At 54.6% G+C, this 11,839-nt stretch carries 9 protein-coding genes; 7 read left to right on the top strand and 2 right to left on the bottom strand.

Translation table 11 applies throughout. The features are described 5' to 3' along the window. Nucleotides 1-174 precede the first annotated feature (174 nt). Both gap and glmM read left to right on the top strand, forming a co-directional pair. Nucleotides 175-1,206 carry a type I glyceraldehyde-3-phosphate dehydrogenase gene (gene gap, locus WMO20_RS09510; RefSeq protein WP_112091274.1) on the top strand — a complete coding sequence of 344 codons (1,032 nt, stop codon included), beginning with the start codon at nucleotides 175-177 and terminating at the stop codon, nucleotides 1,204-1,206. Between the two features lie 343 nt (nucleotides 1,207-1,549). Then, nucleotides 1,550-2,935, top strand: coding sequence for a phosphoglucosamine mutase (gene glmM / locus WMO20_RS09505; RefSeq protein WP_349186663.1), 1,386 nt, complete (start codon nucleotides 1,550-1,552; stop codon nucleotides 2,933-2,935). 157 nt (nucleotides 2,936-3,092) lie between these two features. On the opposite strand, the gene WMO20_RS09500 is transcribed toward glmM, so the two are convergent. Both WMO20_RS09500 and WMO20_RS09495 read right to left on the bottom strand, forming a co-directional pair. Beyond that, nucleotides 3,093-4,412: a GHKL domain-containing protein gene (locus tag WMO20_RS09500; protein WP_349186662.1), complete on the bottom strand. Its 1,320-nt coding sequence runs from the start codon at nucleotides 4,410-4,412 to the stop codon at nucleotides 3,093-3,095. Continuing rightward, nucleotides 4,409-5,149 carry a LytR/AlgR family response regulator transcription factor gene (locus WMO20_RS09495; protein WP_349186661.1) on the bottom strand — a complete coding sequence of 247 codons (741 nt, stop codon included), beginning with the start codon at nucleotides 5,147-5,149 and terminating at the stop codon, nucleotides 4,409-4,411. Before WMO20_RS09495 ends, WMO20_RS09500 begins: the two co-directional genes overlap by 4 nt. Before the next feature lie 209 nt (nucleotides 5,150-5,358). On the opposite strand from WMO20_RS09495, the gene WMO20_RS09490 reads away from it, so the two are divergent. The 5 genes from WMO20_RS09490 (at nucleotide 5,359) to WMO20_RS09470 (ending at nucleotide 11,457) form a co-directional block, all read left to right on the top strand. After that, the gene (locus WMO20_RS09490) at nucleotides 5,359-5,766 is read left to right on the top strand and encodes a response regulator (protein WP_349186660.1); all 408 of its coding nucleotides are present in this window, start codon (nucleotides 5,359-5,361) and stop codon (nucleotides 5,764-5,766) included. Then, a complete protein-coding gene (locus tag WMO20_RS09485) occupies nucleotides 5,763-7,865 on the top strand; it encodes a hypothetical protein (protein ID WP_349186659.1) in 2,103 nt (700 codons plus the stop codon). The genes WMO20_RS09490 and WMO20_RS09485 overlap by 4 nt, the downstream gene beginning before the upstream one ends. 432 nt (nucleotides 7,866-8,297) lie before the next feature. Next, nucleotides 8,298-9,335: a DmpA family aminopeptidase gene (locus WMO20_RS09480; RefSeq protein WP_349186707.1), complete on the top strand. Its 1,038-nt coding sequence runs from the start codon at nucleotides 8,298-8,300 to the stop codon at nucleotides 9,333-9,335. A gap of 214 nt (nucleotides 9,336-9,549) precedes the next feature. After that, nucleotides 9,550-9,807 carry a heavy-metal-associated domain-containing protein gene (locus tag WMO20_RS09475; protein WP_112091306.1) on the top strand — a complete coding sequence of 86 codons (258 nt, stop codon included), beginning with the start codon at nucleotides 9,550-9,552 and terminating at the stop codon, nucleotides 9,805-9,807. A gap of 321 nt (nucleotides 9,808-10,128) precedes the next feature. Continuing rightward, on the top strand, nucleotides 10,129-11,457 hold the full coding sequence (locus WMO20_RS09470) for a dicarboxylate/amino acid:cation symporter (protein WP_349186658.1): 1,329 nt from the start codon (nucleotides 10,129-10,131) through the stop codon (nucleotides 11,455-11,457). The last annotated feature ends 382 nt before the right edge of the window (nucleotides 11,458-11,839 follow it).

The raw sequence follows: 11,839 nt of genomic DNA, 5'->3' as shown, positions 1-11,839 counted from the left end.
GTAATTGAACAAAAGCTTTGTGGAAGGGTGCATAAAATCGTACAAAAGCCAAAAAAGATGAAATTGTGTTGTTAATTTTTTAGCAGACACTTGAAAGTTTGCCGGTTTTGGTCTACAATAAAGATACCGTGATTTATCCGATTATGGGTAAAATAATTAGGAGGTACTATTACAATGGCTGTTAGAGTTGCTATCAATGGTTTCGGTCGTATTGGCCGTCTGGCTTTCCGTCAGATGTTTGATGCTGAGGGTTACGAGGTCGTCGCAATCAACGACCTGACCAGCCCCAAGATGCTGGCTCACCTGCTGAAGTACGATACTGCTCAGGGCTCTTTCTGCGGCAAGATCGGCGAGGGCAAGCACACTGTCGAGTCCACCGAGGATTCCATCATCGTCGACGGCAAGGAGATCAAGATCTACGCTGTTAAGGACGCAAAGGATGCTCCTTGGGGCGAGCTGAACGTTGACGTCGTTCTGGAGTGCACCGGCTTCTACACCAGCAAGGAGAAGAGCATGGCTCACATCCAGGCTGGCGCAAAGAAGGTCGTTATCTCTGCTCCCGCAGGCAACGATCTGAAGACCATCGTCTACTCCGTCAACGAGAAGACCCTGACCGCTGAGGATCAGGTCATCTCCGCTGCTTCCTGCACCACCAACTGCCTGGCTCCCATGGCTAACGCTCTGAACAAGACCTTCCCCATCGTTTCCGGTATCATGACCACCGTTCATGCTTACACCGGCGACCAGATGATCCTGGACGGTCCTCAGCGCAAGGGCGATCTGCGCCGTGCTCGTGCTGGCGCACAGAACATCGTTCCCAACACCACCGGTGCTGCTAAGGCTATCGGCCTGGTCATCCCCGAGCTGAACGGCAAGCTGATCGGCTCTGCTCAGCGCGTGCCCGTTCCCACCGGTTCTACCACCCTGCTGGTTGCCGTTGTCAAGGGCAAGGATGTCACCAAGGAAGCTATCAATGCTGCCATGAAGGCTGCTGCTTCTGAGTCCTTCGGCTACAACGAGGATCAGATCGTTTCTTCCGATGTCATCGGTATGCGTTACGGCTCTCTGTTCGACGCTACCCAGACCATGGTCGCTAAGATCGACGACGACACCTATCAGGTTCAGGTCGTGTCTTGGTACGACAACGAGAACTCCTACACCTCTCAGATGGTCCGTACCATTAAGTACTTCGCTGAGAACTGCTAATCACAGCTCTACGCTCAAAAGTGCTTGAGGTGCCGTGCTGAATAACGGCTGATACCGGCTTTGCTGGTGTGAATATGCTGTGATCGGTATGACAACAGGATAATGAGTTCAACACCCTTCCTTTTGCGGGTTTCCGTGAGAGGAAGGGTGTTTTTGTGTGTCTGCAGGGAGAAAATCTGCAGAAAGGGTGATTTGCTTCAAGAATTGTGCTATACTAGATTCACAGTGTCCCTGATTCGATGCACTATGCGGATGACAATGCTTTTTTGCAGGTAGCATCATGCGACGGGGAAAAGCATATACACTATTAAAAGTTCACTTTTGGGAACGAGGTAATCAAGAAATGGGAAAGTACTTTGGAACTGATGGCTTCCGTGGTGAAGCTGGTATTGATCTGACTGCCGACCACGCCTACAAGGTTGGCCGCTTCCTTGGCTGGTATTATAATATGCTCCGCAAGCGCAATGGCAACAGCGAGCCTGCCCGTATTGTTATCGGCAAGGACACTCGCCGCTCAAGCTATATGTTCGAGTACAGCTTGGTTGCTGGCCTGACCGCTTCCGGCGCAGACGCCTACCTGCTGCACGTCACTACTACGCCGTCTGTGGCTTACATTGCCCGCGTGGACGATTTCGATTGCGGCATCATGATTTCTGCCAGCCACAACCCCTACTACGATAACGGTATCAAGCTGATCGACTGCTACGGCGAGAAAATGCCCGAAGAGACTCTGCTGCTGGTGGAGGACTACATCGACGGCAAGCTCCATGTGTTTGATAAGGACTGGCCGGAGCTGCCCTTTGCCCATCGCGAGCACATCGGCTGTACGGTGGACTATGTGGCAGGCCGCAACCGTTATATGGGTTATCTGATCTCGCTGGGCATCTATTCCTTCAAAGGGGTCAAGGTCGGTCTGGACTGCGCCAACGGTGCAAGCTGGAATATCGCTAAGAGCGTTTTCGATGCTCTGGGTGCAGATACCTATGTTATCAACAACAAGCCGAATGGTCTGAACATCAACAACAACGCTGGCTCTACTCATATTGAGGGTCTGCAGAAGTTCGTGGTGGAGAATGGTCTGGATGTCGGTTTTGCCTTCGATGGCGATGCCGACCGCTGCTTGTGCGTGGACGAGAAGGGCAATGTTGTCACCGGCGACCACATTCTGTACATCTACGGCTGCTACATGAAGGAGCACGGCGAGCTGATGAACAACACCGTGGTCACGACTGTTATGTCCAACTTTGGCCTCTACAAGGCGTTCGATGAGCAGGGCATTGGCTACGCTAAGACTGCTGTGGGCGACAAGTACGTCTACGAGTACATGGCGAAGAACGGCTGCCGTATCGGCGGCGAGCAGAGCGGTCATATCATCTTCTCTAAGTACGCCAGCACCGGTGACGGCATCCTGACCAGTCTCAAGATGATGGAAGTTATGCTGGCCAAGAAGCTGCCTATGAGCAAGCTGGCTGAGCCCCTGAAGATTTACCCGCAGGTTCTGGAGAATGTCCGTGTGACTGACAAGAAAGCCGCACAGAACGACCCGGCGGTGCAGGAGGCTGTCAAGGCCGTTGCAGAAGCACTGGGCGATACCGGCCGTATTCTGGTGCGTGAGTCTGGCACGGAGCCGCTTGTGCGTGTGATGGTGGAAGCTCCCGACCACGACACCTGCCAGAAATATGTCTCTCAGGTCGTGGAGGTCATCAAGAATAAGGGGTACGCTGTTTAAGACTTATGCCTGTGCGTAAAAATGCACAATGCTATAAAATAAACCTATAAAAGATCAAACCGCGAGGAAGCGCTTTTATGAACGCATCCTCGCGGTTTTTTAATGGCGAAGCGTTTTGCGTCAGACGGGATGCCTGCCCCTGCACGATGGGACGCCATTACCCGCAGAGCATGACCTTGGCGGAGAAAACGCCATCCTGATAGGTGAACGTACTTGCGCCGCCGGTCTTTTCTGCAATATGCTGGACAGACTGGATGCCGATTCCGTTTTCCTTTCGCTTGGACGAGCGGAAAACTCCGCTTTTTTCGTTGACTTCACCGTCAAATGCGTTTTCCACCTCGACCAGAAGCAGCCGCTCGGCATGGACATACGCGGTAATCCTGATCTGCCGCCGGGCAGGTGCGGTGCGCAGGCTGGCTTCGAATGCATTCTCCAGAAGATTGGACAGCACCAGACACGTATCGATCTCGTCCACAGGAAGCGCCTGCGGCAAGTCGAGCTTGGCACGGAAGGGGATACCCTCGCGCTTTGCAAGGGTGCAGTAATAGCCAACGACGCTGTCTGCCGCACGGTTCTCGCAGAAACTCATATCCAGATTCGGGATCCGGGAGACGGTTTTTGCAAGGTAAGCTTTCAGGCCATCCAGATCGCCTGCTTCGGCCAGCGCAGAGATCTGATTCAGCTGGTGGCGCATATCGTGCCGCGCCTGCCGGACTTCTTCAATAGCGGCTTTCAGGCTTTCATAGCGCTGCTGCTGCATGGATAGAAACTGGTTCTCCTGCTGCAATCTCGCGTTCCGGTTAAGGCTGTTTGCCATCAGCAGAAAGATCGCGTTGAACAGGAACATCAGGAACAAAAGGGCAATGCTCATAACAATGTAGACCTGCAGCACCCGCCCTGTCCGAAGCGTTATCTGGTAGCGCGGGATCATAAAAAGATTCAGCAGGATGAACACCAGCGGCAGCACCCAGAACACGTACCACGTCTGCGCAAAGTTTTCATCCTCGACCATGGTGCGCACTGTGTGGGTGGCGGGATAATACGCTGCTGCTGCGGTCAGCCAGCAGACCATATTATAAAAAATGCAGGCACTAAAGCAGAACCACGGCTTGTCCGACGGCAGCTGCAGCCGGATCGTGATCGCCGCGCCGACGGCACGGGACAGACTGTTCAGGCACGCAAACACCGCACAGACCGCCAGCGCGATCGTCCCGGATTTCCAGAGAGAGACCCGCAGCGTTTTGAGATACAGAAAAATTGCCGCAAGCGTGATGAGCAGCAGGGGGAACGCGGTGGAGAGACAGAAATGATAGCAGAGCAGTCCGCCGCCAAGGCAAAGCCCGAGCAGCAGCGGCACCGCCCATGCGGCAAGCCTTGCGGGAGACTGCTTCAGATAGGAGCGCACCGGAAAATACGCGAGCAGCAGGCCGGGAAACACAACAGTAAGCTCCAGGAGCGGGCGCAGAATGTCCTTCAACCCACACGCCCCCTTTGCAGCAGAAATTCCATAAACGCCTGCCGGGCTGCTTTCAAAAGCTCCTGACTGACATAGACACGGCTGCCGTCCGTCATGCAGAAGGCGGCATCCTGAAAATCGGCAGCATTCTCCATATTGATGATCGCGCCGCGGCCGCAGACGAAAAAGCGCGGGTCTTTTTTGAGCGGCTCTGTGAATGCCTTGAAGCTTTGGCGTGTGGCAAGCGTTTTGCCGGCAGTGGTGCGGATGTTGATCATGTGGGCGAAATGCTCGGCAGATATGATGTCCCGATAGCGCAAACGGATGTCGCTGCCATCCACCTTCACCGTCAGGATCGGCTCCGGGCGCGGGAGCTTTGAGAGCATTTCATCCAGCAGACCGGAAAGCTCGGTTTCGGAAAATGGCTTGACCAGATAATGAAATGCCCGCACCTGAAAGCCCTCAAGCGCATGGTCTGTCGAGGTGGTGGTAAAAACCAGAAGGCAGTCCGTATCTGTTTTCCGAAGCTCCCTTGCCGCGTCCATGCCGCTTAAGCCTTCCATGTAAATATCCAGAAATGCGGCGGTAAAGCGCCGCTCTTTTTCTGCCGCCAGAAAAGCTTCGCCGCTGTCAAATTCTAAAAGCTCTGCTTCTGTGCCGCGCTGGCGCAGCTGCCGCGCTAAGCGCTCCTTCAGCAGCGTGCGCTCGGTATCAAGGTCGTCAACGATCGCAAATCTCATGCTGTACCAAGAAGCCATTGTTATAGCTTCCAACCTCCTTTATAAACTCTTTCATCCTGATTATAGCACAGTTGCACGGTTCTGTCGCAGCAGAAAACGGGATTTCGTGACGGAAACAGTGCTTTCGTGCCAGATACCTTGAAAAGACCGCGCCTGTCCGTATACTGGAGACAGAAGCCCCCAATAAGGGAAGAAGAGAAAGGAGGAAAGCTGTGTACCGAATCGCCGTGCTGACAAACAGCAGGGCGCAGGAAGCTTTTCTGACAGAGCAGATCTTGCAGTTCTGCGCCGAGCATTGTTTGTTTCCCCAAATGGACTGTTACCACGATCAGGAAAGTTTTTTTGAAACCGCACGCAGCGAGCCGCTGACAAACGCCGTGATCGCCCTGCCGGGTGTCGACGGCTTGAATGCAGTAGAGCATCTGCGCGCGCTTTGTCCCCAAACACGTGTTATCTGGTGCAGCGATCTGGATTTTTCGCTCCATGCCTTCCGGCTGCGTGCAGACTACTTTCTGCTGGAGCCGGTGACCAAAGCCGCCTTGCGGCAGGGTTTTTGCATCTGGCTGGATCAAAAAAAACCGGCAGAGCAGCGCCGGCCTGACCGCAACGAATACAACAAGGAGAACGGTTTATGAAAAAGAAAAGGATCATCCATTCTGCGCTAAGCTTGTCGCTGACCGCAGCATTGTGCCTGTCCATGGCCGCCTGCGGCGGTACGCAGACGCCCGCAGACAGCGGCGCAGCTTCGCAGCCCGCTGCACCGTCCGCTGCGGTGCAGCCCTCTTCTGCACAGACGACCTCTGCGACGCTGCCGGTAAAGGCATTGAACCCCAAGCAGGTGGAGGAAAACCCCTATATGGCCAAGAGCGATGCAAACATTCATCACGATGGCTATAACACCGACTCGACGGATGAGATCCTGCCGCTGGGCATTTATCCCGAGATCAACGTTTCCTACGAGACAACGAATGCAAATGCTTCTCCCGCCATCTATTTTGACAGCTACGGTCATGCTGTTGTGCCGCTGCTGGGCGGCATTGCCATCCGCGACCTGAACGCCGAGGAGACAAAGACGCTCGGCTATTTCTCCCCGAAGAAGCATGACGGCGGCGGGTACGTCATCCAAAGCTCCTATACCTTCATGGACGCGTCCAACCGCATCGTCTGCCCCACGAGCAACAACCATGTGCTGATGCTCCGCGCAACGGACGAAAACGGCAATGTGCTGCCGGAATTTGAAAAGGTGCTGGACATTGATATCAAGGCGGCTGCCGAGGCTGCACTTGGAAAAGAACTGACGCAGAATCTTCTGTCCGTGGTCTTTGACTATGACGGAAACCTCTGGTTTGCAACGGGCGGCTTCCGCATTTGCCCGCAGCGCCAGCAGCAGGGCGTCATCGGCTATATTGCCCGTTCTGCCATTGATGCCATCCTGAACGGTGAGCAGGCAGACCTTTCAAAGGCTGTCTTTGTCCACGAGCTGACCCCCGGCGAGGGTGCCGAGAACGGCATCGCCGCCTCCAAGGACGGCGCGGTGATCCTGACCAACCAGAACTGCTATCTTCTGCGCGCAGAAGAAGGCGTAGACGTTGTGTGGTGCACGCCCTATGAGAGTGCAGGCGCAAAGGTGAGCGGCGAAGGCGATAAGACCACCGGCGGCGGTCTTGCATGGGGCGGCGGCTGCTCTCCCACACTGACACCGAACCTTGTGCTGTTCACCGACAATCAGGATATCGTAAACCTTCTTGCACTCGATATGAAGACCGGCGAGGTCGTGGCAAGCGCCCCGGTGCTGGATGACCTGCCCGAGGGCTATCAGGTAGCCGTTGAGAACTCTGCCATCGTCTATGATGACGGCAATGGAACCGTCAGCACCATCGTCTGCAACTGGTTTGGCGCGGGCAATGCAGGTCTGGCGGACCCCAACAACGACTCCTCCATCCAGAGCTACGCCAATATTTACGACCAGAACTGGCTCATGAAGGGCAACGTCATGATCGCCCCGGGCATTGAGCGCATGGACACCGTAAAGACCGCAAACGGCTACGAGATGAAGAGCATCTGGAGCCGGAACGACCTGAGCGATACTTCCATCATGAAGCTTTCCACCGCAACGGGCTATATCTACGGCTATGTGCAGGATGTGACCACCGGGATGTGGCAGTACATCATTCTGGACTTTGAAACCGGCGAGACTGTTTTCACGATGGATGTTTCCAACAAGTACGGCTACAACAACATGGCCATTGGAATGTATGCCGGCAACAGCGGCAACGCGCTCTACTGCCCGACAGGCTATCTGGAGCTGCTTCGTCTGCAGGACCGTTTCGTTTATCTGCCCGAAATGCCCTACCGCAAGGTCGATCTTGATCAGGCTGCAAGAAATGTCCTCTCGCAGGGGCAGTTTGCGCAGGACGGCGGCGAAGGCACCGTTGCAAGCTGGCGCAACACGGCGACAGTCCGCAACGTACATCCCAACACCACCGTGGCTTTCCGTATGAACAACCTGTCCGGCAGCACCTCCGGTCTGATTCTCTACGCCTATGGCGCGGACGGCAGGCTGGCAAAGGTCGATTCTGCACTGTGGTCGATCACAGACGAGGACGGCAATGCTGTGACGGAGCTTACCGCCGGTACGCTTTATGAGCTGCGTGTGACTGTTGCCGACGGCGGCGCTCTTGACCTGAGCGAGACGGAAAAGGAGATCAAACTCTCCGTTGTGCTTGGAAAATAAATCCGCTTTGGGCGGCTGAAAAGCATTACACAAACCCCGGAACCTTTTTCGGAGCCGTTATGGCTCAAAAAGGGCTCCGGGGTCCTGTTTTTGCGCGGGAGTGTCTCGTTAAATGATCTACTAGCGGAAAAAAACTTGTATCTTTGATACGGCAGTGGGCGTGATCGTGGCGCTGTTGGTCAATTATTTCCTGCCGCGGGAGCGGGTGGTGGCCTGCTGGGAAAAGGTCAAGGGACTCTTCCGCCCGCTTGAGAACTCCTGATGGAACACCCCGCGCTGCGGCGGTGTTTTTACAAAATAGCAAAAGGCTGCTGTACAGTGAGATCCTGTGCGGCAGCCTTTTTTCAGGCTGCTTCCGGTCTGTTACAGCGGTTTACTTTTGGCAGGAGAAATGCTATGATACATCTTAGAAAAAAGCAAGGAGGAACTACGATGGGCATCGCGGGAAATGAATGGGGTTTTCAGGTGGGCAAGCTGCCCAAAGGTGCGCTGGATAAGATCAGCGATGTGCCGGGCGTGACGGTGGGGCACTGCACGCTGGCAGACGGTGTGGTGCAGACCGGCGTAACGGCGCTGCTGCCGCACCCGGGAGATATTTTCCACGAAAAGGTGCTGGCGGCCAGCCATGTTATCAACGGCTTTGGCAAGACCACCGGCCTTGTGCAGATCGACGAGCTTGGCACGCTGGAAACGCCTATTCTGTTTACCAACACCCTCAGTGTGGGCACGGCGCAGACCGCGCTGGTGAAGTATATGCTGGAAAAGAACCCCGATATCTGCGAGACCACCGGCAGCGTGAACCCGGTGGTCTGCGAGTGCAACGACTGCGGCCTGAACGACATCCGGGGACTTCATGTCACCGAACAGCACGTCTTTGCTGCGCTGGCGGACTGCAAGGCAGACTTTGCCGAGGGTGCCGTAGGCGCAGGGCGGGGAATGCGCTGTCACGGGCTCAAGGGCGGCATCGGCTCTGCCTCCCGGGTGGTGGAGCTGGACTGCAAGCAGTACACCATCGGTGCACTGGTGCTCTCCAACCACGCGCTGTTTGACGACCTCATCGTGGCGGGCAAGCCCATCCATACGCTGCTGGACGACAGCATCCCGCCCCACGAGGACAAGGGCTCCATCATCACGGTGCTGGCTACGGATATCCCCCTGAGCGAGCGGCAGCTGCGGCGGTTGTGCCACCGGGCGCTGGTGGGGCTTTCCCGCACCGGCTCCTACTGCGGCAACGGCAGCGGCGAGATCGTTATCGCCTTTACCACTGCCAACCGGGTGCCGCACTATTCGGACAAGGCGCTGCTGCCCATGACCCTGCTGCACGATGATGCCATCAACCCCTTGTTCCGGGCGGTGGCAGAGTGCGTGGAGGAAAGCGTTCTCAGCAGTCTGCTCCATGCCGAGACCGTCACCGGCAGCCATGGCAGGACCTTCCGCAGTCTGACGGAGCTGCTGAGACGGGACGTCTGACGCACCGAAATAAAAAAGCTGCTGTCCCAGCAAAAATGCCCCGGATGCCTTGACAGATGCAGCCGCAGGGCGTATTATTTGGGCGGGAAGGCCGCTGGATGGCGGCTTTTCTCAGAAACGAAAGTTAGCTAATCCTAACTATTGCTTCTGCCCTGCACAGAGGATGTGAAGGAAAAACGATGATCGTCATAAGAAACTGAAAGAAGGTACAAAAATGTTCCAGACAACCGTAGAAGTGGACGGCATGGCCTGTTCCATGTGCGAAGCGCATATCAATGACACGATCCGCAGTGAGTTCCCGGTGGAAAAGGTCTCGTCCTCGCATTCTAAGGGCAGGACCGTGATCCTTTCCAAGGAGCCGCTGGACGAAAAGGCACTCCGCGCCGCCATTGAGGGCACCGGATACCAGGTGGGCGAGATCTGCCGTGAGCCCTACGAAAAGAAGGGATTGTTCTCCTTCTTAAAAAAGTGATAGTTTACGCCTGCACCCCTGCGGGGCAAAAGCAACGGTCTGGCTGCCGGTAAAATAAAAATGCAAAGGGAGCTGCTGCACATTATCTGGTGCGGCAGCTTCCTTTTTGTGCGGAGCGCCTATCCCTGACTTTCCCACAAATAAAATAGGAAAATATGAATTTTCTATTGACAATTGCCCGGAAGGAGAGTATACTCCCTTCAAACAACAAAACATACATAACGTGTAGGTTTGTAGAAATAGGAGAGAGTTATGAACAGACGAATGTGTTGTCAGACGAAAACGAGGTAAACCAACAAACAAAAGAAAGGGTAACGTTTTATGTCTGTCGAAATTTTGGATCTGGGCGCGCTGGCGCTCACCGCAGTATTTTTTGCATTGCTGTATTATCTGCACAAGAAAAAGCACGTTGATTTTGGCGTGCGTACCATCCTTGCCGTGGGTCTTGGCCTGATCGTGGGTCTTGCGTTCAAGGGACACCACACTTACGTAGCAGCCGTAGGTACTATTTACGCCCATGTGGTCTCCGCTGTGGTCATTCCGCTGCTGATCTTCAGCATCATTTCCAGCATCACCAATCTGGGCAATTCCGTCCGTCTGAAGCAGATCGGTCTCAAGACCGTGTTCTTTCTGGTGCTGAACACCTTCATTGCCAGCCTGATCACCCTGATCGCCGGTGTGGCTACTAACATTGGCAGCGGGGTGCAGTATGAACTGGCCACCGATTACACCGCCAAGGAAGTGCCCACCTTTGTGGATACGGTCATCAGCCTGTTCCCGCAGAATCTGGCTGCGCACTGGTCCAACGGCGAGGTGGTGCCCATTGTGGTGTTCTGCATTCTGGTGGCTGTCAGCTATAACAAGATCGCAGCCAAGAAGCCCGAAGAGGTGGCACCCTTTAAAAAGTTCATTGATGCCGGCGACCTTGTGATGGGCCGCGTGGTCAGCTATGTGATCTCCTTTACCCCGTATGCAGTCCTTTCCCTGATCGCCCGTGCGGTCAGCCGTTCTTCTCCTGCGGATCTTATTCCGCTGCTCAGCGTTCTGGTGCTGGCGTATGTGCTGTGCGGCATTCAGGTCTTTGTTGTGGAAAGCGCCCTGATCAAGTTTGTGGGCAAGCTGAGCCCCGTCCGCTTCTTCAAGGGCATCTGGCCCGCGGCTACCGTTGCCTTTACTTCCCAGAGCAGTGTGGGTACTATCCCGGTCACGGTCAACCAGCTGACCCGGAAGCTGGGTGTGAATGAGGACGTTGCCGCCTTTGGCGCAAGTCTGGGTGCAAACCTTGGTATGCCGGGCTGCGCGGGCATCTGGCCCACTCTGCTGGCAGTGTTTACCATCCATCTGCTGGGCATCGAGTACACGCCTGTGCAGTACGCCTTCCTCGTAGTGCTGGCTGTGGTCGTTTCCATTGGTACGGTCGGTGTGCCCGGCACGGCGACCATTACCGCAACGGCGCTGTTTGCCGCTGCCGGTCTGCCGGTGGAAGCCATCATCCTGCTTTCTCCCATCTCCAGCATCGTGGATATGGCGCGTACCGCTACGAACGTTGTGGGTGCGGCTACCGCCACCACCCTTGTGGCCGCTACCGAAGAGCAGCTGGACACTGCCGTTTATAATGACACGGTGGAGACGCTCGCGGCAGAAGCCTGAGAGTGACATCAAAAAAACTGTTTGCCACAAAAATACAATTTAAAAAGAGAAATCAAGAAAAGCACTGGTTTGCACATGAAAAAGCGAATCGGTGCTTTTTCTTAATAAAAGAAAGAAATAAGATGAAAATATACAGCCAAAATTGAATTAAAAAGGATTTTCAATTGAAACGCTCTTTAAGTGAAATGTACTCAAGAGTGAAAACTATACAAAAACCAAGAAAAACTTCCGGCAAAATGTTGGATAAACCGCAGAAATGTGCATTTGACGAGGACAAATTTTCAAAAAACTCTTTTCTTTCGGAAAACACGGATGTATAATGCATCCATAGCACAAGGGCGTGCAAAGTTCCAGAAGGAGGAACGGACATCCCTTGTGTATT

The sequence above is a fragment of the Faecalibacterium intestinale genome (assembly GCF_040096575.1).
GTDB classification, from domain to species: Bacteria; Bacillota; Clostridia; order Oscillospirales; family Ruminococcaceae; genus Faecalibacterium; species Faecalibacterium intestinale.
This window is presented reverse-complemented; position numbering and strand designations above follow the sequence as displayed.

Bases quoted from the DNA above. Each gene is read 5' to 3' on its own strand.
- gap (WP_112091274.1), top strand. From the start codon at position 175: ATGGCTGTTAGAGTTGCTATCAATGGTTTCGGTCGTATTGGCCGTCTG.
- glmM (WP_349186663.1), top strand. From the start codon at position 1,550: ATGGGAAAGTACTTTGGAACTGATGGCTTCCGTGGTGAAGCTGGTATT.
- WMO20_RS09495 (WP_349186661.1), bottom strand. From the start codon at position 5,149: ATGGCTTCTTGGTACAGCATGAGATTTGCGATCGTTGACGACCTTGAT.
- WMO20_RS09485 (WP_349186659.1), top strand. From the start codon at position 5,763: ATGAAAAAGAAAAGGATCATCCATTCTGCGCTAAGCTTGTCGCTGACC.
- WMO20_RS09480 (WP_349186707.1), top strand. From the start codon at position 8,298: ATGGGCATCGCGGGAAATGAATGGGGTTTTCAGGTGGGCAAGCTGCCC.
- WMO20_RS09475 (WP_112091306.1), top strand. From the start codon at position 9,550: ATGTTCCAGACAACCGTAGAAGTGGACGGCATGGCCTGTTCCATGTGC.
- WMO20_RS09470 (WP_349186658.1), top strand. From the start codon at position 10,129: ATGTCTGTCGAAATTTTGGATCTGGGCGCGCTGGCGCTCACCGCAGTA.